The sequence below is a fragment of the Fimbriimonadaceae bacterium genome (assembly GCA_019638775.1).
Taxonomy (GTDB): domain Bacteria; phylum Armatimonadota; class Fimbriimonadia; order Fimbriimonadales; family Fimbriimonadaceae; genus JAHBTD01.
The window spans coordinates 452,762-476,454 of record JAHBTD010000003.1; the positions used below are offsets into that span (position 1 = coordinate 452,762).

20 protein-coding genes are annotated in these 23,693 nt (G+C 55.3%); 8 read left to right on the forward strand and 12 right to left on the reverse strand.

From position 1 onward, the window contains the following. Positions 1–5 precede the first annotated feature (5 nt). A complete protein-coding gene (locus tag KF784_13715) occupies positions 6–1,727 on the forward strand; it encodes a S8 family serine peptidase (protein ID MBX3120119.1) in 1,722 nt (573 codons plus the stop codon). A gap of 64 nt (positions 1,728–1,791) precedes the next feature. Here the strand turns inward: KF784_13715 and KF784_13720 are convergent, their stop codons facing one another. Beyond that, positions 1,792–2,577: an ABC-2 family transporter protein gene (locus KF784_13720; protein MBX3120120.1), complete on the reverse strand. Its 786-nt coding sequence runs from the start codon at positions 2,575–2,577 to the stop codon at positions 1,792–1,794. A gap of 68 nt (positions 2,578–2,645) precedes the next feature. On the opposite strand from KF784_13720, the gene KF784_13725 reads away from it, so the two are divergent. From KF784_13725 to KF784_13745, 5 genes are all read left to right on the forward strand, one after another. Next, positions 2,646–4,610 carry a glycosyltransferase family 39 protein gene (locus tag KF784_13725; protein ID MBX3120121.1) on the forward strand — a complete coding sequence of 655 codons (1,965 nt, stop codon included), beginning with the start codon at positions 2,646–2,648 and terminating at the stop codon, positions 4,608–4,610. A gap of 59 nt (positions 4,611–4,669) precedes the next feature. Then, the gene (locus KF784_13730; protein ID MBX3120122.1) at positions 4,670–5,620 is read left to right on the forward strand and encodes an aldo/keto reductase family protein; all 951 of its coding nucleotides are present in this window, start codon (positions 4,670–4,672) and stop codon (positions 5,618–5,620) included. A gap of 305 nt (positions 5,621–5,925) precedes the next feature. Beyond that, the gene (locus KF784_13735; protein MBX3120123.1) at positions 5,926–6,396 is read left to right on the forward strand and encodes a hypothetical protein; all 471 of its coding nucleotides are present in this window, start codon (positions 5,926–5,928) and stop codon (positions 6,394–6,396) included. Continuing rightward, positions 6,393–7,742: an aspartate kinase gene (locus KF784_13740; GenBank protein ID MBX3120124.1), complete on the forward strand. Its 1,350-nt coding sequence runs from the start codon at positions 6,393–6,395 to the stop codon at positions 7,740–7,742. The genes KF784_13735 and KF784_13740 overlap by 4 nt, the downstream gene beginning before the upstream one ends. 48 nt (positions 7,743–7,790) lie before the next feature. Then, positions 7,791–8,723 (forward strand): universal stress protein, encoded by a 933-nt coding sequence (locus KF784_13745; protein MBX3120125.1) that lies wholly within the window; start codon positions 7,791–7,793, stop codon positions 8,721–8,723. A 49-nt stretch (positions 8,724–8,772) separates the two neighbouring features. On the opposite strand, the gene coaD is transcribed toward KF784_13745, so the two are convergent. From coaD to KF784_13760, 3 genes are all read right to left on the reverse strand, one after another. After that, the gene (gene coaD / locus KF784_13750) at positions 8,773–9,258 is read right to left on the reverse strand and encodes a pantetheine-phosphate adenylyltransferase (protein ID MBX3120126.1); all 486 of its coding nucleotides are present in this window, start codon (positions 9,256–9,258) and stop codon (positions 8,773–8,775) included. 18 nt (positions 9,259–9,276) lie between these two features. Then, positions 9,277–10,551, reverse strand: coding sequence for an aminotransferase class V-fold PLP-dependent enzyme (locus tag KF784_13755; protein MBX3120127.1), 1,275 nt, complete (start codon positions 10,549–10,551; stop codon positions 9,277–9,279). Between the two features lie 170 nt (positions 10,552–10,721). Next, on the reverse strand, positions 10,722–12,290 hold the full coding sequence (locus KF784_13760) for a carbohydrate ABC transporter permease (protein ID MBX3120128.1): 1,569 nt from the start codon (positions 12,288–12,290) through the stop codon (positions 10,722–10,724). A 424-nt stretch (positions 12,291–12,714) separates the two neighbouring features. Here KF784_13760 and KF784_13765 point away from each other — a divergent pair, with 424 nt between their 5' ends. After that, entirely contained in the window at positions 12,715–14,148 is a 1,434-nt protein-coding gene (locus KF784_13765; protein MBX3120129.1) for a hypothetical protein, read from the forward strand. Positions 14,149–14,510: 362 nt separating this feature from the next. On the opposite strand, the gene KF784_13770 is transcribed toward KF784_13765, so the two are convergent. The 7 genes from KF784_13770 to KF784_13800 all read right to left on the reverse strand — a co-directional run bounded on the left by KF784_13770 (position 14,511) and on the right by KF784_13800 (position 21,555). Next, complete coding sequence (locus KF784_13770; GenBank protein MBX3120130.1) at positions 14,511–15,572, reverse strand: hypothetical protein; 1,062 nt, start codon at positions 15,570–15,572, stop codon at positions 14,511–14,513. Then, a complete protein-coding gene (locus KF784_13775) occupies positions 15,572–16,660 on the reverse strand; it encodes a hypothetical protein (GenBank protein ID MBX3120131.1) in 1,089 nt (362 codons plus the stop codon). The genes KF784_13770 and KF784_13775 overlap by 1 nt, the downstream gene beginning before the upstream one ends. A 57-nt stretch (positions 16,661–16,717) precedes the next feature. Continuing rightward, a complete protein-coding gene (efp, locus tag KF784_13780) occupies positions 16,718–17,284 on the reverse strand; it encodes an elongation factor P (protein ID MBX3120132.1) in 567 nt (188 codons plus the stop codon). A 169-nt stretch (positions 17,285–17,453) separates the two neighbouring features. Then, on the reverse strand, positions 17,454–17,891 hold the full coding sequence (locus tag KF784_13785; protein MBX3120133.1) for a YbaN family protein: 438 nt from the start codon (positions 17,889–17,891) through the stop codon (positions 17,454–17,456). Positions 17,892–17,972: 81 nt separating this feature from the next. Next, positions 17,973–18,344: a hypothetical protein gene (locus KF784_13790; protein ID MBX3120134.1), complete on the reverse strand. Its 372-nt coding sequence runs from the start codon at positions 18,342–18,344 to the stop codon at positions 17,973–17,975. 72 nt (positions 18,345–18,416) lie between these two features. Beyond that, positions 18,417–19,646: an MFS transporter gene (locus tag KF784_13795; GenBank protein MBX3120135.1), complete on the reverse strand. Its 1,230-nt coding sequence runs from the start codon at positions 19,644–19,646 to the stop codon at positions 18,417–18,419. 751 nt (positions 19,647–20,397) lie between these two features. Beyond that, on the reverse strand, positions 20,398–21,555 hold the full coding sequence (locus tag KF784_13800; protein MBX3120136.1) for a DUF1343 domain-containing protein: 1,158 nt from the start codon (positions 21,553–21,555) through the stop codon (positions 20,398–20,400). A gap of 90 nt (positions 21,556–21,645) precedes the next feature. Between KF784_13800 and KF784_13805 the strand changes: the two genes are divergently transcribed. Then, a complete protein-coding gene (locus KF784_13805) occupies positions 21,646–22,554 on the forward strand; it encodes a DUF4434 domain-containing protein (GenBank protein ID MBX3120137.1) in 909 nt (302 codons plus the stop codon). A 29-nt stretch (positions 22,555–22,583) separates the two neighbouring features. Here KF784_13805 and KF784_13810 read toward each other — a convergent pair whose 3' ends face one another. Next, entirely contained in the window at positions 22,584–23,654 is a 1,071-nt protein-coding gene (locus KF784_13810; protein ID MBX3120138.1) for a diguanylate cyclase, read from the reverse strand. Positions 23,655–23,693: the final 39 nt, after the last annotated feature.

Consider the following 23,693-nt stretch of genomic DNA (forward strand, 5'->3'; position numbering starts at 1 on the left):
AGGTTATGAGGAAGAATTGCATTAATTTTAGAACAGCGGTTGCTCGTACAACGATGATCGCGCTGTTTGCTGTTACGGCAGCAAGTATGATGGCGCAGGCTCGCGCTCCTTTCGTAGAGCGGCCTGGCATCATTGAGTACACCGGCGAAATGATCGTTCGCCCCTACACAGTCGATGCTTGGAAGAAGAAAGGTCTGTCGCCCCAAATCTCGGCAAACCGCATCCAAAACGCTGTTCGACGCATTCAAGGATTTGTCGTATCGGCAAACAACCGCACAGGCGAATACATCGTGCGCGTTCCCATCGGCTACAACGAGAACTCGTTCTCGCAGTCGCTGATGTTCTCCGGCGACTACGAATACGCAGTGCCGAACTGGATGTGCTATCCGACGATCAATCCAAACGACACGCTTTTTGGTCAGCAATGGCACCACCCGAAGATTCAGGCCCCGCAAGCATGGGACATCCTGACGGGTGACAACACTATTATCTGCGCAATCGTCGATACCGGTATCGACACGGACCACCCCGACTTGGCTCCGAACCGCGTTCTCGGTTACAACTCCGTGACAAACACAACCGAGGCTGCGGGTGGCATCGTAGAAGACGATAACGGTCACGGTACACACTGTGCCGGTGATGCCGCTGCCATTGGAAACAACGGCATTGGCGTCAGCGGAGTCGGCTGGAACTTCAAAATCATGGGCATCAAAGCCACCTCGGGTGGCGGCGGCGCTTCGATGGCGTCCTTGACCGGTGGCGCACAATGGGCCATCGATAACGGTGCAAAAGTCGTAAGTGTCAGCTTTACCGGCGTTGATTCTCCTGCCGTTCAAACGACAGGCGCGTACTGCAAAGCAAACGGCGGTCTAATGTGCTGGGCAGCGGGTAACGATAACCGCAACCTGACGTTCAATCACCCCGACGTTATCGTTGTCGGAGCTTCCGACAATAACGACGGCAAGGCCAGCTTCTCGGCATTCGGCCCCGGCGTCCACGTCTTCGCTCCTGGCGTCAACATCATGAGCACCACGATGGGCGGCGGTTATGGCAACTCCAGCGGAACCTCGATGGCTACGCCAGTGACCAACGGCGCGATTGCAATGATCTGGGCCGCTGACCCCACGCTATCACCACAAGAAGTACAAGATATTCTTGAGAGCACCTGCGACAACATCGGCCCGTCAAACATCTTTGGCCACGGTCGAATCAACGTCTTCAAGGCAGTTGACGGCGCTGGTTCCGTGCCCGAGATCACGCTTGGACCGCAATCGATCAGCACTTTCGAAGGTACTTACATCAGCGGTGATCTGAACTCAGTGAAGTTCGACGATACCGATTATTACAAGACGAAATCGACGATCGTCGCTGGCCTCGGATTCACGGCAAGCGCTGAGTACATCTATCAGATCAACATTCCTAAGAATAAGCTGCGAACCATCAACTTCTCGATGTTGATGCGACAGCAGAGCGCTCCGTCTGTGACGGGACTTACATTCCTCTGGAACTATCAGCTCAACAAGTACGACTTCGTTGGAGCGAACCCGATCAAGACGACGTTTGGATCGCCAATCGTCCGAGCTATCGGTGACTTCAACAAGTACGTTGGCCCGACAGGCGAAGTGAAGATCGTCATCCGAACGCTTGCTCCTTTCAGCAAGGCACGAGGATTCTCGTTCTTCTTCGATCTCGACCATGTTGAGATGAAGATCAAGGCCGCTCCTTAGGCTCTCACAAGCCAACCTCTTGAGCCCTGCGAAGTTCATCTTCGCAGGGCTTTTTCGCGTGCGATTAGCTGCTGGCGCTTGAGTAGTGCACAAGAGATTTGTGCCAGAAAACACGAGCCGCCAAAAAGAGAGCCAACGCCCAACCAATCCCCAAGCCGACCATGCTGATTTGAATGCCCTGTGTAAGCTGTTTGCTTGGCTCATAAGCCAGAAAAGCCATCGGCACCGCAAAAGTGAGGAAACGAATCAGCGCCTTCGGATAGATATCCAAAGGAAAGCGTACGACAGAGATAACGGTATCGCCTAGCACCCAAAGATTCTCGACTCTCACGAAGTAAATGCCGAGGGTCATCAGGATCAAATTCACCGAGTAGAAGATGATGACCGCGCACAAGGTCAGAGTCGCGTATCCAAAAATATCCATCAACGACGGATGGGCCTTGCTAAGCACAACTCCGATAATAATGATCGCCAGGCCAGACAGCGCGACCCCGCTCTGCTCGAAGTGAAACTTCCGGAGAGACACCCAATACTGCGAGTCGATAGGCTTGGTCACCACAAAATCAAGCGTTCCTTTTCGCACTTGTTCGGGGATCTCCATGAGCCCCATCGTAAACATCGCGCTTAGCGCGTTCATGAAAATCGTTGTGCCAAGAAGGATCGTCGCATCCCCCTTCCCCCAACCCGCGATGGCATCGGTGTTCCGATAAATCACCAGCAAGACCAGAATTGCGAAGCCGACCCAAACAAGATTTTGTGCGATCTTGGCGAAGAAGTTCGCCCTGAACTCCATCTCACGAGCAATCGAGGTGAGAAAGAACTTCTTATAGACTCGGAGATACCGTCGCACGAGGTGAAGATACCTTGAGGGTCATTCTTTGGGTGAAGCCAGAGTCTCGGGGCGTATACTGATGAGCGATGTTTGAGCCTGCGGCCGGTCTTGGAGCCTTACTGTGTCTCGCTGTCCTCGTCCTGTTTTGGCACCAGTATCTGCGAGACTGGCTAGGGGATATCGACCCTGCCGCGCGGCTGGGCATTTCTGGGCTTCTTGGTCTCGGAGCCGTCGGCTGGCTGCTCTTCTTCGTGGGCTACATACCTGGGAGCCTCAAGACGTTTGGCTATCTCCACCTATTGATCGCGATGCTTCTCGTCGCTATCCTATTCAGAAAGACTTTCCTGCGCCCATTAGACCTTCCTATCGCTAAACCGGCGGGCGTCGGTTTCTTCGTCACTGCGGCATGTCTTCTTTGCGCGGTGGTGGCTCTTGTGGCTGTTCTCGCCCCAAGCGACATCAACGATTGGGACTCCCTTGCCTATCATCTCGCCGTACCAAAGCTCTGGCAGCAAGCCGGTCAGATTTATTACATCCCCTACATCCACCACAGCAACTTCCCATTTTTGGTCGAGAATCTGAACTTGCTCTGGCGCGATGGCAGCGCGGCAAAAGCTACTATCTTTGCCTTCTCCATCCTTGGAGCCTTTACCGTTTTCGGGATAGCACGCCAAAAGTACGGTGACAAGGCGGCATGGTGGTCCTTGCTTGCGTTCTGCACAGTTCCCGTCGTGCTTTGGGAGTCGGGCTCGGCTTACATCGATGTTGCTCATGGGCTTTTCTCTGGGCTCGCGGTTGTTTTGGCTCTGATGTGGGGAGAGAAGTTCGATAAGCGGTATCTCTGGCTCTCAGCGATCTTCCTTGGCTTTAGCATCGGCTCTAAATACACTGGCCTGCAAGTCACAGTCGTTCTTCTCGCCGCTCTATTCGCACTCGCTGTGCGCACACCCAACTTCGCAAAGGTTGCGAAAGGGGGAGTGCTGATCGCCATCGTTGGCGTGTTGATCGGCGCACCATGGTACGTTCGCAACGCCGTTGTCGTAGGGAATCCCGTTTTCCCCTTCTTTTATGAGAAGCTGGGAGGCAAGAATTGGAGCGACTTCAACGCGCAAATCTACCGCAATGAGCAGCAAACGTTTGGTGTCGGACGAACCGAAACTGGTCGCGATGTCACACAAATCGGCCATGCGATCCTTGGCCTTGCCTATCAGCCCGGACGCTATGTGAACCCCGGCCAAACCGAAGGACACGGATTCCCGTTCGGCGCTCTCGGAGCGGTCACCATGGTAGCCGCGATGCTCTGGATGCTCGCGGGCCGGGCCGGACGCTTCGAAGGCGGAATCCTCTTCTCTACCTTCGTCTCGCTCGGTATGTGGTTCTTCCTAAGCCAGCAGAGCAGATACGGGATGAACTTTGCCCTGCCCCTAGTTTTCCTTGCCGGTGCAGGAGTGACACGCCTCCGGGCCGGGCCGATGCTATCTGCTGCAATCGCATTACAAGCTGTCTACTCCCTTTGGATGGTCTGGACGACCACAACAACACCGAAGCTCCCAGTCGTCCTTGGCAAGGAGACGAGGGAGGAGTACATGTCCCAGGCGATCCCCTTCTTTGAGCCCGCACAGCTCCTGAACGAAGCCGCCAAGTCAGGCAAGATCGCGCTCTACGACGAAGTCTTTGGCTATCTGCTTGAGCCCGCCTACTTCTGGGCGAATCCTGGGCACTGCACGATCATTCCTTATGACGAGATGGCTTCGGGGGATGATCTTGCGAAGGCGCTTCGCGATCTGGGTTTCACCCATGTTTACGTGAACCTTGGCTTTTGGTCTTCCGAAGATCGCATCGAATGGTTGAGGGCCACAGGGGTGGCTGGCGAGGCCGTTCCGTACACGTCAGAACGCCGTCAAGCGCTGGTGTCAGACCCTCAGGCGAGCTGGCGACTTTTCCTCGCCGAGGCGATTGCCTCGGGCAAGCTTGCCGCGATTCAGGACTTCCCGGCGAAGTCGCTCGAAGAGGGTCGCGTGCCAAGGTCATTCCTTATAGTTGTCAAGTAAGGTCTCGTCAAAAAATTGCACGAACAACGATCTATCCCGCTCAAGGTAACCTGACCCTGATGCAATATAGAAAACTTGGGCGCTACGGAATCAAGGTTAGCGAGGTCGCCCTCGGTGGCTGGCTGACACAGGGCCGCTCGATCAGCGACGATACGACCAACGCGATTGTAAAAGAGGCCTTCGATCTCGGAATCAACTTCTTCGACACAGCCGATGTTTACAATGCTGGCGAAGCTGAAAAGAGTCTGGCAAAAGCCATCAAAGGATTCCGACGCGAAGATATCGTAATCGGTACGAAATGCTATTTCCCTATGTCGGACCGTCCCAACGATCGGGGCCTCAGCCGAAAGCACATCTTCGAATCCGTACACAACTCGCTCAAGCGTCTTGAAGTCGATTACGTCGACATCATGCAGTTTCACCGCTACGACCCCGATTCTCCAACTGACGAATCGGTCCGCGCTATGGACGATCTCATCCGCCAGGGCAAAATCCTCTACTGGGGCACCAGCGAGTGGCCCGCCCACGAGATCATGAACGCTTATCATCTCGCCAAAGAGATGAACTGCATGCCGCCCGCATCGAACCAGCCCGTTTACAACATGTTGAACCGGGGGATCGAAAACGCAGTCATCCCTGCTTGCACCGAACTCGGCATCGGACAGGTCGTATTCTCACCACTGGCTCAGGGTGTTCTTACGGGCAAGTACGTGCCCGGCCAGCCGCTGCCAGCAGGTTCACGCGGAGCGGACGATAAGTCGAATATGTTCATGGGGAACTTGCTCACCGACGATGTATTGACCCGCGTCCAAAAGTTGAAAGCGTTTGCCGAATCGCTCGGAACGACGGTCGGGAAGTTTGCCCTGGCTTGGTGTCTACGGCAGCCTAACCTTTCTTGCGTGATCGTCGGCGCTTCAAGGGTGGAACAGATCAAAGAAAATGTCGAGGCGAGCGAGCTCAAGTTTGATGCAGCAGTTTGGCAACAGGCAGAGAAGATCCTGGAGGGATGAACTGCGAATAAGGTTCGACTCTTCTTGCTTGAATCTTTTGGCATAACGGCGGTCCAAACCATGCCCATTAGATCATTCGAGTAGGGGAGTTTGTGCTGTGCAGACCTCACAATTGCCACTCGGACGCCCTGTGTAACGGCGGTGGTCTCAGGGTGGGCCTCAACACATCACCTGATGCGTGTAAACTTGGCCCGGTTCGACGCGGCAGAGTGGCCGTTCGGAGATGAAGTGGGGTCAAAGGTCGGCGATAAATCACCGACCGCAAGCGCGAATCAGTACGCGCACTCCCAAAGAATGCCAAAGAGATGAACGTCCTTACCGAATTTGAAAAGCCGCGCGGAATTCACACCGTCGAAGTCAGGCCAGGCTATGCCGTCGTCGAGGTCCTAAACCTTGCCGCGCCGCTGGATGGCAAACGCCTAGACATCCTTGCCACCGTCGCCAAAGCCGGCATCAGCGTCGACTTCTTAAAACTCACCCAAACCGGCCTGTCGTTCGTAATGCCTCAGGACAAAGCTGAGCTTGCCGAGAAAACCTTAAAGAGTTTTGGTGCACAGTACGAGGTCACAGGGAGCCGGTCCATCGTGATGGTCCATGCCGTGAATATGCGCGATGAGCAGGGACTCATTGCACTTGTCGTTTCGACAGCTATTCGAACCGGAATAGAGCTGGAACACCTGAGCGATATGCACGACCGTGTGCTGATCGTTTGCCCGGCTGATGAAGCAGACCGCCTCGCTGTCGAACTGGGTCAGATTCACGGAGGTCTGGCTTGAACATCAAGGTGATGAAGTTCGGCGGAACTAGCGTGCAAACCGCCGAATCACGAGCAACCGCGGCATGGCGCGTCATTGCTGAAAAAGAGAAGGGATGTATGCCGGTTGTCGTCGTGAGCGCCATTGGACGCAAGGGCGATCCTTACGCAACCGACACCCTCATGAACATGATCCGGGCGATTGACCCAACAGTTGAGCCGGACGAGCGCGAGATGGACTTGCTTATCGCCTGCGGCGAAATCTTATCCGCTTCGATCTTTGCCCACACGCTCAAAACCCTGGGTCACGCCGCCCAAGCTTTTCGTGGGGGCCAAGCCGGAATTCGAACCGACGGACAGTTCGGCAATGCCCGCATCGTGAGCATCAACCCCATCTCCGTTGTCGAGGCATTGGAGGAAGGATTCATCCCGGTCGTTTGTGGTTTCCAGGGCACCTTCGTCAAGCGCCCAGGCCTGCCCGGCGGTGAGTTGACCACGCTCGGAAGAGGCGGGTCGGACACCACTGCTGCCGCGATTGGCGCGGCGTTGCACGCAAGCGCGGTAGAGATCTTTACAGACGTGGATGGCGTAAAAACCGCCGACCCCGACTACGTCAAGAACGCCAAAACCCTGCGCCAGGTGACTTACGATGAAGTCGCCGAAATTGCCCACTTGGGTGCTAAAGTTGTCCACCCCAGAGCCGCCGAAATCGCCATGAAATTCTCGATTCCACTCTGGGTCAAGAATACATTCAGTGACGACCCTGGAACGGAAATCACAGGCCAGGATTCGATCCCAGGAAGGCGTGTTACCGGCGTAACGCACACGGCAAGATTGGTCAGCCTACAGTTTGATTTGCAAAACTGCAAGCCCGAACACCGAGTGCAAATCGAATCCAAAGTCTATGAGATGATGGCTCGCTACGAGCTGAACCTCTTTATGATGAACCACAGCGCAGAGGGATTCGGATTTGCCGTTCCGCGCGACCATTACAAAGTCGTCGAAGACCTGCTGGATGCGTTGGTCCTCTCAATGCCCGGCGACGAGTCCGTGCATATGTTTTACATCGGTCAGAAGCTCAGTAAAGCCGCTGAAACCCAGGCGGACCTGCTTGAGTCTCTAAAGCGAGTGACGACGATCCCGATTCAGCTCACAGAAAACTGCACGGTCGTCTCCTTGGTCGGGCGTGAGTACTTAAGACAGCCTGGCGTGTATCTCGATGTACTCACAACACTTCGAGAGCAAGACATCCCCGTTCTACAAACCTCCGACTCCGACTTCTCACTGAGCGTGCTCGTGCTTGAAGTGGACAGCGAAAGAACGGTTCGTGCCCTCCACGATAAGTTTGGATTGGGAGAAATAGCGTAGTCTGAATTTCTCTGTAAGGATTGACCCAAGGTCAGCGTAAGGATAACCATGAACATTTTGCTTGCGACGGATGGTTCTAACCACGCAAGGTTGGGAGAGATTCTCCTTTCCAAGATGCCCGGTCTCAAAGGCTCTCGGGTAACCGTTGCTTGCGTCGTAACCTCTCCGAATCTCTTTTATACAGGTTTGGAGCCCTTTGGCGGCATGGCCCTCGCAGAGCAAGCGCAGATCATGATCGATCAAAGCAGGGAACATGCCCAAGGGCTGGTCGATCAGGTTTGTTCGCGACTTCGTGAGGCTGGTTTCGAAGCCGAGGGCATTATCCCAGAAGGCGAGATCGGCGGATGCTTGGTTGAATTGGTCAAGCAGCACGATATTCAACTAGCGGTAATTGGAAGCCGAGGCATGGGTGGCTTGAAGGGGCTCATCTTCGGAAGCGTCGCCAGAAAAATGGCGCACGATGCCCCTTGCTCATTGCTCATTGCCCGCGCCTATAAAGGGATGACAGCCGAAGAGAGCTGGCCCATTGTTCAGCAGAAGGACAAGCTTTCCGCCTTGATCGCGGTGGACGGCTCGCCCGGCAGTAAAGTCGCCTTAGACGAAGTCGCCATGATGGGACCGCTCTCCTTCGCAGAGCTCGGCGTCGTTTGTGCCCAGCCCCTCGGTGTTCTTCCTTCTGGCATCGAGCCCGCGTCGTTCAAGGAGTTTTATCAATACGACGAAGAGATGGCCAGCGCGGCGATCGAAGCAAGCAAGAGCCAGCTCGACGGTTGTGCGACGAACGTTTATGGGGAGACAGAGCTTAGCCGCCCTGCCGACCTCATCAAGAAAGTAGCCGAAGATCACAAGGCGGACTTGGTCGTGCTCAGCGCAACGCGGCACGGAACCATCGAAAGAGCGCTGCTCGGCAGCGTATCCTCAGAGGTCGTTTCCGAATCCCCATGCTCGGTTTGGCTCGTCAGAGTGAAGCCAACGGAGTGAAGTACAACCACTTATAGCCGATAGCCGATAGCCGATAGCTGATAGCTTTCTACCGCCTGCTCAACGCCTTCTTAATAATCTCAACCGCAGCCGCAGGAACCATCTCGCCAAAGTCTCCTCCCAGCAGCGCAACCTCTCGCACGATGCTGGAGCTAAGGTAGCTGTGTTCCCACTTCGTCATCAAGAACACGGTTTCGATCTCCTCTGCAAGGCGGCGATTAACCATCGCCATCTGAAATTCATACTCAAAATCGGCGGTGGCACGAAGACCCCTGACAAACGCCTTCGCCCCGACCTTCTTCGCATAGTCAATGAGCAAGCCGTCAAACGCCTCAACCTTCACGTTTGAGAACGAGGCGACGCTGCCTCGCAGGGCTTCTATCCTCTCCTCAGCGCTGAGCATCGGATTCTTTGAGGAGTTGGTCCCCACCGCGACGATAAGGTTGTCAAAGAGACGCGACGCACGCTCGATAACGTCGAGGTGCCCGAGGGTGGGAGGGTCAAACGTTCCCGGATAAATCGCCAGTCGTCGCATGGCTGTGATGTTACTCGGCTAGCCAATCCCCTCGGTTGCAGCCTGGAGCATTGCCTTGGCAAACAGGTCAATCTCCTTCACGGTTGTGTACACGTTTGGCGAAACCCTGATGCCCGAAAACTCAGGCTGAGCAATCGTGGTCACAAAGATGCCGTGCTTCGACCACAGCCACTCGGCGAGCTTCCCTTGTTCGATCCCTTCAATACCCACCGTACACAGGGCACAAGAAAGGGAAGGGTCGAGGTTGGTGTGAAACTGCACCTTGGGGTGGCTGGATAGCCTATCGGTCCAACGCTTGCGAAGGTAGAGAAAACGCGCTGTCTTCCTTTCTTGCCCAATCAGCTCATGGAAGGTAAGCGCCTCAGCTATGGCGTTATGATTCGCCGCCGGATGCGTCCCAATTTCCTCAAATTTGCGAATGTCGTCCACTTGCTTGTCGCCAGAAGCCATCAACGACCACAGCTTGCCAATATTCGCTTTTTTCACGTGGAGCATCCCCGTGCCAATAGGGGCGAGAAGCCATTTGTGCAGGGAAACTCCATAGTATTCGGCTTGGGTCGACTGCACTGTTGATGGGATCTGGGCAAAAGCATGCGCCCCATCGACGATGACGGGGATGCCGTGCCGTTTGCCAAGGTCGCAAACCTGAGCGCTGGGAAAGATGAGGCCATTGAGGAAGCTGACGTGGCTAAAGAGGATGAGCTTGGTTTTTGGCGTGATGCCGCCTTCGATGGCCTTGGTAAGTTCGGCGGGACTGTTGGGCTTGTGGGGGACACTAACCTGAACCATCCTAATCCCCTCACGTCTTTCACGCTGCTGGATGGTGGTGATCATGCGCGGGTAGTCGAGTGATGTCGTCAGCACCTCGTCACCCGGTTTCAGGTCAAAGCCAAACAAACAATTCTCCAAAGACTCGCTAGCGTTGCGGGTGATGGCAATCTCCTCCGCATCGCAGCCGAAGGTGTTAGCAAGCCGTCGCCTCACCGATTCGATTTGCGGCTCTAGGTGTCGCCACATAAAGTAGCTTGGCGCTTGGTTGGAGTATTCCAAGTACCGTCGCATCGCCTCTTGCACCACTCTCGGGGACGGCGACACGCCGCCGTTATTGAGGTTGATCATCGTTCGGTCGAGGGTGAATGCCTCCTGAATCTGCATCCAGAAGTCTTCATCCTGTGCGGCTTGGAGAGGATCGTTGGCAACGCGGTCGATCCACTTCCCGACGATGTCAAGGGTCTCATTTCGAAAAGCGATTCCAGCAAGGCCGGTGGCAATCAGCGTGCGTCGTGTGACCATTAATCAGGGGATTCGGCGCAGAGCGGGGGAGTCCTGCTGGGAAGGGTTGGCAAGTAGCCCTCAGGTGGTCGGCAAGTAGCTGGCAGGTAGTTCAAGCACTGAAAGCTATCTCAAAACAACTTGACGACCACTTGCCAACCATATGCCAACTACCTGCCGACGCATCTCCCCTACCTCTCCCCCGGCAGAACAATGCCCTTCATGATCACGCCCTGGGCAGCAAGGAACACCACGAGCGTGGGGATTGCGGCAACGGTTAGCGCAGCCATGACGACAGCCCTCGGCGCCACGTTCTGCAATTGGTATATCCAGACCATTAACGTCCACATCCGCTGATCCTGCGCCACCAGGAAGGCATACATAAACGAGCTGTAAGCCCCCATAAAGGCGATCAAGGCCAGATACCCAAGAACAGGTCGCGAAAGCGGAATCGCGATCCGCATCATCATCGTCGTCTCTTTAGCGCCGTCAAGCTGACCTGCCTCAAACAGCTCGGAGGGGAGCGAGTCGAAGAAGCCCTTCAACAAAAAGATCATGTATCCCGACGCCGCCCCCGGCAAAACCAACGCCCAGAAGGTGTTCAGCATCCCAAAATCTTTCAGCATCAAAAAGGACGGGATCATCGCAACTTCGGCAGGGAAGGCCATAGTCGCGAGTAGAAAGAGCAGAATCTTCGCCGATGCCTTGATGGGGAACCGTGAAAGCGCGTAAGCCGCCAATGGATTGATGATGAGCTGACTTCCGATGGCAAGCAGACAGAAGATCGCTGTATTCCAAAGCGCACGCCCATTGATAACGATGTATTCGATAACGTAGGTGTAGTTGCGGGCGGCAAACTCGCGCCGGATCTCACTCGCCTTGCTGGCAACAAAGGCACGTTCGTAAGCCTCAATCGGCATGGGCTCTTGGCTCACGGTCGCCCAAGTCGCTTCAGAGGCTCCGTTCTTGTATCGTTCCGGCAGCCAGTTGGCATAAAAATCGTCGAGCACCGGTCCACCGCGCGGGAGCGTGATCTGATCAAAGTTCTCAGCCTCACCAACCACAATCGGCGGCACATTCGCTAGCTGATTTTGATATTTGCTTTTTAAGTAGTCTTGGAAGAGCTTCTGCTCCCGAATCGGCACCCGAAATTCAGCCGGAAGCGACCGCTTAAAGACAAGCCACTCGCGATACTTCACCGTATCCTTAGCCTTCCAAACTTTGCGCTCCAGCATCTCGGCAGGCGGGGAGACTGTCCTAAAGTCAATGTTCTCTTCGATGTAGGCCTTGTTGAGAGCGTTAATATCGTTGCTGTATTTCTCGCGCAGCCAAGCTTGGTATTCGGCGTTGAGTCGACTTGTCACTTGTGTCGAAGCAAGACGAAATCCCGCATTCCAATAATCAAGGGGGAGTTCCTCAAGAAACTTCACGTAAGTTGCAATGCGATCCGGAGTGGCTTCTTCTCCGGTACGGGTCGTTGCAATCATCGTCGCATCGCCCGCGTACTTGTCGTCCAAGTACTTATTCAGAAGCGATCCCTTGGCGAGCTGTCCGTCCTCATCCATCTCCGCAACGTTGCTCCAGTATTCGGGGATGAGTTGATTGTCGTTTTGATCGGTCGAGCCCTTAAAGCCCGTCGAAAGCATCAAGAGGAACGGATAGACAGTGGTGATGGCACCAGCGGTCAGGATCAGATACAGCATGCCCATCGCGAAGCGCGCGCGTGGTCTTTTCCTCCCGACCCTGTTGACGAGGCCCATCAGAGATTATTATGCGCGGTTGGGTGATCGGAGTTGGGAGCTTAAGGCATGGAGCTCGGAGTTGGGCACAGATCTCGGACTTTGATTGTCCGTGCATGCCACGTTCCAAGGAGACACCTCGGAAAGCAATGGCGTTCTAGCAGTCAGGCATTTCCGAGTGTAGTCTTCATTCCCCTTACAACCCTTACTCCTTACGATCCTTACACGAAGGGCGGAGATGTGCCTTGTATTCAATCAGGGATTATTTTCAGCCCCATAAATCTACCAGCCAGCAAAAATACGTAAAATCCAGGTAATTTTACCAGGTATTCCCGGCAGGAATACCTGGAAAGACATTTGTGAGGATGTCACGCGATGCAACTGGAGCAAGAAGCACCGGCCAAGTCACGTTTCACGGAGGAACACAACCACAATGTCATTCAGAGTGAACACGAACGTTGCTGCAATGAACGCGCTTCGCAACGTTTCAAACACAAACATGGACTTCAGCAAGTCGATCACGCGTCTTTCGACCGGCTTGCGCATCAACTCTGCCGCGGACGATCCCGCTGGCCTGATCATCTCTGAGAGCTTCCGCGCTCAGTTGTCCGGTATTGATGCGGCAACCCGCAACAACCAGGACGCCGTCAACATGGTTAAGACCGCAGAGGGCGCTCTCGACGAAGTCAACCGACTTCTTCGCGATGCTCGCTCACTGTCCGTCTCTTCGGCGAACACCGGTACCCTGAACTCCTCGCAGCTTCAGGCAAACCAGAACCAGCTCAACTCGATCGTGAACTCGATCACACGAATCGCTCAGCAGACCCAGTTTGGAACCAAGAAGTTGCTCGATGGCAGCGCCGGCGTCCAGGCTTCGGTTACCAGCTCGGCAAACGTTTCGTCGATGTACTTCAGCGGTCAGTTCAGCGGTGGAGCTATCACCACGAACTCACTCGTGACGATGACTGTGACGACAAGCGCAACCCAGGGAACCATCGCTGGTGCGACGATCTACACAGCCACAACCGACACAGTTGCTGCAGGCCAGCTCTCGATCAACGGCTACACGTTCAACACGACGTCGGCCACCACGATCGGCGACCTGATCAACCAGATCAACAACGTCTCCGCACAGACCGGCGTCACCGCCGACCTGACAAGCGGCACGGGCGTCACCTTGACGACAACCGAATACGGTACAAAGGGCAGCATCGTTCTTTCGGATGCCACCGGCATCTTGAACACGGCGGGCACGACCACAGCAGCGGGTACAAACGCAATCGCTACAGTCGTGATCGACACGAACGGCGCGACAGCCGGCGGTCTCAGCACAGTCACCTTCACCGGTGGACGCAGCGGAGCAAGCGGCCTCGTCCTTTCCGACAACGACGGCAACTCGATCTCGATCACCCCGGGTGCATCGACATCGGCAACCGGCATCGGTTACCTCAGCGTGGGTTCGGCAACGTTCCAGGTCGGCGGCAACGCTAACCAGACAGCCAACCTTTCGCTCGGCAACTTCGTCGCCAGCCAGCTTGGATCGGGTGTGGTTGCAGGTCTAAACCTCAGCAACCTCGACATCACGAGCCAGGACGGTTCGACGAACGCCATGAAGGTTATCGACCAGGCGATCAACGATATCTCCCGAGCACGAGGCGAGATGGGCTCGTTCCAGCGCAACATTCTGGACTCGAACATCCGCGCCCTCGGCGTCGCCCGAGAGAACCTGTCGGCCAGCGAATCCTCGATCCGCGACACCGACATCGCAAGCGAAATGACTCAGTTCACCAAGCTCCAGATTCTGCAGCAGTCCGGTCTGTCAGTTCTGGCACAAGCGAACTCAGCACCGCAACAGGTCTTGGCACTCCTCCGAGGCTAAGAATTCCTGCTCGCATAGCATCCTAGATGGCCGGCTCGAAAGAGCCGGTCTCTATTTGTATTTGAGCCCCCAAATTTTATACACATCCTCCAAAACAACCGAACGAATGGAGGCACAAAGCCCATCTTTAATTTGTGCCACACATGCTCATCGAAGCGCGACTATGAGTCGTACTCGGCAGTGTGCGGTGGACTTCACCAAACTAAAAGATAGATTTACCTACCCAAACCATAGACGCCGTAAAGGCGTGAAAACCGGGGGCAATCTTGTTGCATGAGGCAAACGCCAGAGTGCGCAGGAATCGCAATCTCCGGAAGCGCTCACTCGGTCCTTGTCTGCGCAGCACGACGAGGACCATTTTTTTATTTGCGGATTGTCACCGCACCAGGTTGGTCAACAGAACCCTTGATGGTAATGCGAATCGGCAGGAGCTGCTTGATGACCCAAACCATACTCAAAAACCGCTCCGTCAGCCGGGGCACTTTAAAAGAAGAGTCGCTTTGGGCAACCACAGCCGTGAGAAGGATCTGATCGGCAAGGTAAGAATCCAATGTCGCATCGGTCTTCATCCAATCCAAGAACGCGCCGAAAGCTTGCTGACAAACCGCCTCCATCCGCAGACCCTTAACGCCCATCGCGGTCGAGCCCCCGAGCCCGCGCTCAAACTCGGACCAGACCGTAACGTAAGCGCCGGGTGACTTCGAGTTCACCACAACCTCGTCGATGGTGAGCGGAATACTCGCATCTCTTGCCAACTTCTCAAGGTGTGCAACCCCACGCGCCGCCACATCCTTCGACAACTCCGAAGTTGCGATTGTCGCTCGACATTCAACTAGCTCTCCCCGAGAAGCCCACTGGATGCCCTCAATGACACTGGGCTCAACTTCAAGGTGCACCTCTCCCCGCGATCCCCTTCCAAATCCAGCAAGCACCATGTCGGAATACGCATACAGCCCCATGCGTCGGTTCAGCGCCAAGGTGACCTGAGAGAAATAGTCGTATGTGAGAATCCCGTGCCCATAGGTCTCACCAGGGGCGTCAATCGAAGAGAACGCGCCCGTCCGAGCAAGAATTGGCAGAAGCGTGTTCAACACCAAACACGCGCTCGCGCTGCCCGTTCCGTTGGCTGCGTCGGCGATATCGATTCGCTGGCTCAGCGCCTTCACCCGTGATTTGGGACGGAAAGTGACCTCGTGCGAGCCAACCTGAGCGCCTACTGTCTCCGCTTTGCAAACAGCCGCCAGCCCACGTAGAATGGTCAGGTCTTCATCGTTTAGCCCTGGAAACTTGGTTCGACCACGCACGGCAGAAACCTGCACAGGCTGTTGGGTCAGAGTCGACATCACAAGGACGGTGCGGAGCAGCGCGCCTCCGCCTTCGCCATAAGAACCGTCGATCTGGATGGGCGCCGATATCTCGCGCATTAGATTTTGAGCTTGAAGATCAGATACTCAACGACGCGGATGGTATAAGCGAGCGCTACCACCACCAAGCACACCAGGAGAATCTCCTGGAAGGGAATTCCTGACTGTTGGACCTGCTGCTCCACCGCGCCACCCTTCTGATAGGTGAGTCTTCCCAGGATTCGGTCGATCGTATTCAGCAGATTGCCAGCCATCGTAAGCAACGGCCCACGGAACAAGAGGTAAAGCAGCACCCAGCCAATCATGACCGTGGGCATGGCGAGCTTGTACTTATGCTTTTGGTGCTCGTTGTAAATGACGCATTGGCGGCATCGCTCTGCCTTCTGCCCGTCACTAAGCTTATGATTTCGCGGGATATAGTTTGAAGCCGCAACCGAATCCTTGGGGATCGTCTTGCCCGCCATCGCATCGCGGATGACCTGCTCTTCGCACATACACCCGACGCGCTCCTTCCAACAAGTGCGACGGCTATGGTAAATCGGACAAGATTCGCGGACAAACTTTCGGCAGAAGGGAAGTTGGTAGCACTTGCCCATAAAGATGTTCTGCTTGTCGGCCTCCTCCTTCATCCCTTTGCCGTACTTCAGCTGATCCAGTCGCGAGCCAATCGTTGTTCTCTGCTTGACGCGGGCCGCAATATCCGTCACCAGAACAACCACACCGATAATGCCAGACCAGATTCCGCCTGCCTGAACAGCCGCTAAAGCCGCCTGTCCCACATCTCCGGGGGTGTTGCCCCCAGAAAGCAGGTTCGGAACGTACAACGGAGCAAAGTAAAGAGCCGCAGCAAAGCCGAGTTGCAAAACTCCAAGAACCTCTTCACCCCAAAAAAGTGAGGCGCTTCCCACATACGCAGATAAGGTGCCTGCAATAAGCAGAGTTTGGAATAGCTGAATATTGCTCTTGGCCTGCTCGGCGCTGCCGGGGCTGTTGCCGCCGCTGAAGGCTGAGTAAGTAAAGATCAGCGCGGCTATGGCCAGTACGGAAACCACGACACCAGCCCAAAACAAAAATCGGCTGGCGTTTTCAATCAGCGCGGCAATAAAGTCGCTGCGGGTGGTATCCGGGCCATAAGGCTGTTTCTTCATCTGTTCGAACGGGGCCCCTCGTTGCTATGACGTGCAAAAGCGTCAGTTGGCACACAACTACTTTTTGACGCGCTCCAGATAGGTATCCGTTCGCGTATCGACCTTGACAATATCTCCCTCATTAATGTGGAAGGGCACGTTCACAACGGCGCCCGACTCTAGCTTGGCAGGTTTGTTGCTGCCGCTGACCGTATCCCCCTTGAAGCCGGGGTCGGTTTCAACAACCGCCATCTCAACGAAGGGCGGAAGCTCGTAACCGAGCACCTGACCGTCAGCCACAACTGCGCTGACTTCTAAGTCCTCTTTAAGATACTTAATCTGGTCTCCAAAAGCATCTGCCGGCACAGGGTCTTGCTCATAAGTTTCCAAATCCATGAGCACCAGTTCGTCACCTTGTCGGTATAGATACTGCATCTTACGTTTTTCAAGGAACGCGGTTTCTACTTTTTCGCCAGACCTATAAGTTTTTTCGATAACGTTGCCATTACGTAGTCGGCGCAGTCTCGTTCGCACAAACGCTCCACCCTTGCCGGGCTTCACGTGCTGGAACTCGATAATCTGATAAACCTCGCCATCTTGGTAGATGGCTAAACCGTTCTTGAAGTCGCTGGTATCCGATGCCAAATGCTTTCTCCTCGGGCCTGCAATGAGCCGAAATCGCGCCCATAGGATAGCACACCCGCAGACTCAATCGCAGGACATGACCGGTTCAAACCATACTTTCCGGTACAGATTTTCTTGGCCTGGTTCCTCAGATGAGTGGTTCGCCGCGCCCCGATTGTTCAGGCCGAATTCAGGCCACCGCGTCAGGCTTCGTAAGGCGGGAAGCGATATACCAAGTCAAACTGAGGGCAGTGATCGCAAGGATGCCGTACACAAAAGGCTTGTGGACGAAGTAACAAGAAACTCCGATGCAGAGCCAGATCATTGTAATCGCAACGACCTTTGTGCGTCTGCGGATCCACTTGTTCTCATCCCAATCTCGTAGTGTTGGGCCAACAATTCTATGCTGCAGAAGCCAATTCTCGAGTCTCTCGCTGCTGCGCTTGAAAGCCCATAGCGCGAGGATGAAGAAAATGGTCGAAGGCATAACGGGCACGAATAGTCCGAGGGTGCCCAGCCCCACGAAGAGAATGCCGGAAGTAAGGAAAAGCCCACGCCGTACACCCGTCCTGCGTTGCGGCTGTACGGCAGCAACGTTTGGGCTTGATTGAACGGGAGTTTCAGCCATCCTACTGCAAATGGTGACATACGGGGAAGCTCCCCGCCGCACATGCCTAACGATGGCTTGCTTCTTTTGACGAAATATGGACTAAGAGCCTGTTTCCGTCGGTGAGTGCTCAGGGAGTTTCGGCGTCTCACGACTCGCAAGATAGAGACGGATACCCCTGTTCGCCACAACAGCGCTGGCAACCACCATGACGAAGAGCATGACCACTCGCCAAACAACCGTCATGAGTGAAGCCCCGGCCTTGGCAACATCCAGCCCCTTTCCGTCCTTCGTCGAGATCACCTGGTCAGGTGGCACGGAAAAGAGATCGTAAGAAAGTTTGAACGTGAGCATCAACCCAGCAATGCCAAGCAGAAAGACGAGCAGGCCAATCAACTGACCGATCCAATCGGGACGTATTCGGGACGGCTTGTTGGCTCTGTTTTCCCCTTTTTGATTGGATTCATTCGTCATAAGTGTAGATGGCGTCAATCGTACAGACGGGTTTGAAACAGCATACCGTCCACCTAATCGTTTCAACACGCCTCAATGCGCAGGTATGGGTGTTTGATCCGAATCCGTCGGCTCGGGTTCCCGTATCTTCAAGGTACCTATCGCAGGGATGAGCATGATCCCACCCGCAAAGGCATAGGGCACCCACGCAGCGATGCTAAACAGGGCATTGCCGATGACGGGAGCTATAATTCGAGCAACCGAACCCAGCGATTGCGTGACCCCAAAAATCCCGCCCTGCATCTCAGGGGGCGCTGTCTTCGAGATCAAACTGCTCATGCTCGGCTGCGAGAGCCCGGTGACCGTTCCCAGAATCATGATGCCGATGATCTGTGGAATCCACGGCGGGGCAAATGGAATGAGCGCCAACATTGGCGCCTGCATAAAGTAGGCAAAGCGCAGGATGCGTATTTCTCCAAACCGAGCAGTAAACGGCTTTACAAGAAGGCCTTGAGTTGCCGCGCTCACCGCCCCCACCAACACCAGTAGGAAGGAGGCCTGAACTTGGGTTAGCTTAAACGACTCATCAGTGAGCCGCATATAAGTCGTCTCCAGGTTCGCAAATGCAAAGTTTGTCGTGAAGAAGACGCTCAAGAGAATCGCGAGTTGTGGATTTGTATAGGCAGCAGAAAGTGTGCTCCAGGTGGTCTGCTTCGGCTTAGGTGCGGGATCGTCGTTCTTCTTAAGACTTTCTGGCAAGAGAAATGCGATGTAGAGGAAGTTGATCGCGGCTAGCGCGGCGCCGGTGTAACCAAGAATGTGCGGGTGCCCACCCCCCAGTTCCAGCAGAAACGCGCCCGCGGGTGCGCCGATAAGAAAGCCGATACCAAACGCCGCCCCCACCATCCCCATCCCCTTTGCCCGATTCTCCGGGGTTGTGATGTCCGACACGTAGGCAAAGGCGACGCTCAGATTCGCACTGCCAAGCCCACCCAAGACGCGCGCCAGAAGCATGATCCAGAACACCTCGGCAAAGGCATACGTGAAGTGCCCGATAATCACCATAAAGCAGGTGGCGAGCAGGATCGGACGTCGACCTATAAAGTCGCTGAGCCTCCCTAAATAAGGGCCTGCAATAAACTGCGCAATCGAGAAAGAAGCAATAAGGAGCCCGATAATCACGCCTTCGGGGTAGTAACCCGCCGACTTGACTAAAGCGGCACCGCGAATCTGAATGTCCGTGATGGCTAAGCCAAAGCTCAGCATATCCAGCAAAACAGTGAGGAAGATGCCGAAGAGCGCTGGAGTTCTGGGCTTGGACACTTCGAGGATTATGGCTTAGTCAGGTTCAACGCCGCAGGTGGAAGGCCCACAAAAAAGCCGCAGGCCGTCCTGGCCTGCAGCCCTCTCTATCCCCGAAAAGACGGACTCTCGCAAGAGTCTCAGAATCGACTTCTGTTACGGGCTCCACACGCGGCTTGAACGCATCGCTGCAAAAGCAGCCGCCCGCACATCTTCGTGCAAAAGCGAGATGCTGGCCAGCAAGCGATCAAGATGCGATGCGGTGTTCCTGTCCCAGAGGGATCGGTTCATCGAACGCTGTAGCGAAAGGGATCGACGTTGTGCCTTCAAAGAACGAGAAATTCCCAGCAATTGCCGAGCTTTTCGCCCACCCTCAAGCGGCGAAGACACTATAGCGTTGACCCGAGCACGGATTTCGTGTTCCGTCATTTTTTCAGTTCTCTCCTGGACGACTTTGTCCGGTTCTTGCATGGGCATACGAGGTTAGCTGCCGGGTTCGGACCAAGAACCATCCGTTCCTTGTGAAAGGAATTCACCCCATAGGTGGGTCCCCCGCTGCCGCCGAGGCGGCATTATGCCTTTTTCGAGATGTTCCTCATCTCTTAAATCATCATAACGAGAGAATTGGGATAATCGCTTCCTTTTTGTGCACACCTTTTCCACAATTCTTTGGCGCGTCTGCAAGTTGTTGCCTCGTTGTCAACATGTGCGATCAAGTTATTTTGAGCCCACCTGCCGACTACCTGTCGACTACCTGCCAACCACCTGACAACTACTTGCCGACGAACCCCCGACACTCCCCATCCATCCTCTCCCCAATCTCACCAAGTCGCGTGAGCCCCTCAATCGCGGGGCGCAGCCAGCCGTTGCCCGCCAGGATGTCGAACGGAAGCCGGACCGTTTCGTATTCGTAGGGCGGGTCCTGCCACCGGAATTCGTCGGGCCAATGCCGCACGACCTCCTGAAGGATCGCGACCGTGGAAAGGACGGGCCGGAAATCGCGACGGTCGGTGACATGGATGAAGCAGCCTTGGCACACTTCACCCTTGAACTTTTGGAAGGTGGGCATGAACTGCACGGGCCGGAAGAAGACGCCCGGGAGTTGGATTGCGTTAAGGCTGTCGGCGAGCTTCCAGCCGTCGATGAACGGCGCGCCGAATGATTCGAAAGGACGGGTTGTGCCCCGGCCCTCGCTGAGCTTGGTGCCTTCGAGAAGACACTGTCCGGGATAGACGACGGCTGTATCGACGGTTGGCATATTCGGAGATGGCATCGCCCAAAGGAGCCCGGTTTCGTCGTGATACTGCGCTCGATCCCAGCCCTGCACTTCCAGCACCGACAGATCGCAACCCGGATGGTGATTCCGTTGCATGTGCTGGGAGATTTCGCCTGCCGTCATGCCGTGACGCATGGGCAGCGGATGCAGACCCACGAAACTGGCATAGGCCGGGTCGAGCACGGTTCCTTCCACCTGAGTGCCGCCGATGGGGTTTGGGCGGTCGAGGATCAACACCGGGATGCCCAGCCGCTCGCAGGCCTTCATGCAGAGCGTCATGGTCCAGATGAAGGTGTAGTAGCGCACGCCGATATCGACGATGTCGATGACGAGCAGGTCGAGACCGCTCAGCATGGCGTCGGTCGGCTCGCGGTGCTCGCCGTAGAGGGAGTAGAAGGGCAGGCCGGTGCGCGGGTCGCGGTATCCCTCCCACTCGATCATGTTGTCTTGGGTGTGCCCCCAGATGCCGTGCTGCGGGCCGAAGACCGCCCCGATTTCGAACCCATCCTTGTCTTGTCTGGCGATCAGCGCATCCAGCCCAAGAACCCCACCCCGAGTGATCGACGCTTGGTTGCAGACGTAGCCAATCCGCTTTCCCTTCAGCGGAGCGCAGCTTTGGGAGAGGAGGCGGTCGAGGCCGGTGAGGACAGGCATACGGGGATTGTAGATTGTAGATTGTTGATTGAGGATTACATTTCGCAGGAGTTCAATCATCAATTTGCAATCTCCGATCTACAATCTCTCATGCCCACGCAAGCGCGCATCACCGGTACGTTCCTCGACGAGATCACCCACGACATCCCGAGCCAAAACTGGGGGTCGAAGGAGTGGCGGCGGGAGTTTGAGCTTTATTCCAAGATCGGGATCGACACCGTCATCATCATCCGCGCGGGCTATCAGAACAAGTGCATCTTCCCCAGCAAGACCCTCCCCGACCTGCTCCCGATCTACGACGACATCGGCGAAACCTTCTACTCTCTGGCGGACGAGTTTGGGCTGAGCGTTTACTTCGGCACCTACGATTCGGGCTTCCATTGGATGCGGCGAACATGGTGGAAAGAGGTCGAGGTCAACAAGCCGTTTTTGGAAGAGGCCGTGGAGCGGTATGGGCACCACCCGTCGTTCAAGGGCTGGTATCTCAGCCACGAGACGGGCAAGAACGACGCCCACATCATCGAGCTGTTCAACCATATCGGACGGTTCTGCAAGGAGCTGAAAGACGTGCCGGTGCTCATCTCTCCCTACCCGCAGGGGGCAAAGCAGCTTCATGAGAACGCCTTTACGCTGGAGGAGTCGTTCGACCACTGGGATCGCATCTTTGCCGACACGCGCGGCGCGTTCGACATCTGCGCGTTTCAGGACGGGCAGGTTCACTATCAGGAGTTGCCGCACTTCATCAAGGGGATCGGTGAGCTTGGCCGGAAGTATGGGGCGACGATCTGGTCGAACCTCGAGTCGTTCGACCGGGATATGCCGATCAAGTTCCCCCCGGCGGACTGGCGGTATCTGCGGTTCAAGATGGAGACGGCGGCTCAGATTGCCGAGAAGATCATCACGTTCGAGTTTCCCCACTTCATGTCGCCGCATTCGTGCTATCCAGCCGCGCACAACCTGTTCGACCGGTATGCCGAGTATGCCGGAATCGATATCTGATATCTGATTTCAGATGTCCGATCTCGAATTCACGCCGCTTTCTGACGCTTGGCTTCACGCTTGAAGGCATACATCCGCTCGTCGGCTTCCTGAGTGACTCTGTTGCACGTGCTAGCGCTGGTGATTTCGGCAACCCCATAGCTGAACCCGATCGCGGTCATGACGGGACCAATATTGAGAGGTGTGTTCAGTGCCCGGATCAGAAAATCTTCAAGCCGCTTGGTCAGTTGCTCAGCCGATTGTTTGGCGATAATCGTGAACTCATCTCCGCCAAGCCGGGCGACAGAGCAGTCACGCCCAAACGTCTTATAAAAGAGCTGAGTGAACTCAACGAGCGCAGCATCTCCGGCCTGATGTCCATAGGTGTCGTTGATCAGCTTGAAACCGTCTAGGTCAATCACCGCCAAAGAAGCGGTTTGCCCCTGACGGGCAAGCTCAACAATCTCAGAAAGTCGATACTCGTGCGAGGTGCGATTGGGGAGTTTGGTTAAGCTATCTGCCCTTGCGGCGGCGTTGGCGGACTCCAGCCGAGCCCGCATCTCCTCTAACTCCGCTCGGTACTGCTCGTGAATCTCAGCGGTGCAGTTCCTGTACTCGCTAACGGCATCGGCGAGTACTCGAACCTCTTGGGCAACAGTTTGGCGCAGCTCTTCAAAACTCGAAATACTGTCAATGGAACTAAGGCGTCGGGTCATCCCGTTCGCGCCTCTGGCGATCTTGTCACCAGATTCAAGCGCTTTATCCAACGAACCGACAAGATCACGGAGCGATTGATCCAGATCGCCGATGATCTCCTCTATCGACTCGCGTTGGTGGTTAGCAAACACCTCCGCAGATTCTCCCATCGACTTTGCGAGGCGCAAAAACTGATCTTCGTGAGAAAGCGACTTCGCTTTCTCTTGCAGAGCATCCAGGTCGCCCGCGAACTCAACAGATTTAGACTCCTTTGGCGCGATGACAAGGAGCTTCAGAGCATGCACTGTCGAGCCCAAGAACACGGCATAACGAGTCAGCCTATCGCCAGCTGATTTTTCCGGGTTCCTCTTCCACGAAAGCACATGATAATTCTTAGAGCCTTTGATGTGGATTCTGACCGGCAAACTTGCGAGCTTCCGCTTTCTCGCCCTGTGATTGTGTAT

Bases quoted from the DNA above. Each gene is read 5' to 3' on its own strand.
- KF784_13805 (MBX3120137.1), top strand. From the start codon at position 21,646: ATGCCCACGCAAGCGCGCATCACCGGTACGTTCCTCGACGAGATCACC.
- KF784_13755 (MBX3120127.1), bottom strand. From the start codon at position 10,551: ATGGTCACACGACGCACGCTGATTGCCACCGGCCTTGCTGGAATCGCT.
- KF784_13760 (MBX3120128.1), bottom strand. From the start codon at position 12,290: ATGGGCCTCGTCAACAGGGTCGGGAGGAAAAGACCACGCGCGCGCTTC.
- coaD (MBX3120126.1), bottom strand. From the start codon at position 9,258: ATGCGACGACTGGCGATTTATCCGGGAACGTTTGACCCTCCCACCCTC.
- KF784_13715 (MBX3120119.1), top strand. From the start codon at position 6: ATGAGGAAGAATTGCATTAATTTTAGAACAGCGGTTGCTCGTACAACG.
- KF784_13730 (MBX3120122.1), top strand. From the start codon at position 4,670: ATGCAATATAGAAAACTTGGGCGCTACGGAATCAAGGTTAGCGAGGTC.
- KF784_13735 (MBX3120123.1), top strand. From the start codon at position 5,926: ATGAACGTCCTTACCGAATTTGAAAAGCCGCGCGGAATTCACACCGTC.
- KF784_13785 (MBX3120133.1), bottom strand. From the start codon at position 17,891: ATGGCTGAAACTCCCGTTCAATCAAGCCCAAACGTTGCTGCCGTACAG.
- KF784_13770 (MBX3120130.1), bottom strand. From the start codon at position 15,572: ATGCGCGAGATATCGGCGCCCATCCAGATCGACGGTTCTTATGGCGAA.
- KF784_13800 (MBX3120136.1), bottom strand. From the start codon at position 21,555: ATGCCTGTCCTCACCGGCCTCGACCGCCTCCTCTCCCAAAGCTGCGCT.
- KF784_13790 (MBX3120134.1), bottom strand. From the start codon at position 18,344: ATGACGAATGAATCCAATCAAAAAGGGGAAAACAGAGCCAACAAGCCG.
- KF784_13775 (MBX3120131.1), bottom strand. From the start codon at position 16,660: ATGAAGAAACAGCCTTATGGCCCGGATACCACCCGCAGCGACTTTATT.
- KF784_13725 (MBX3120121.1), top strand. From the start codon at position 2,646: ATGTTTGAGCCTGCGGCCGGTCTTGGAGCCTTACTGTGTCTCGCTGTC.
- KF784_13745 (MBX3120125.1), top strand. From the start codon at position 7,791: ATGAACATTTTGCTTGCGACGGATGGTTCTAACCACGCAAGGTTGGGA.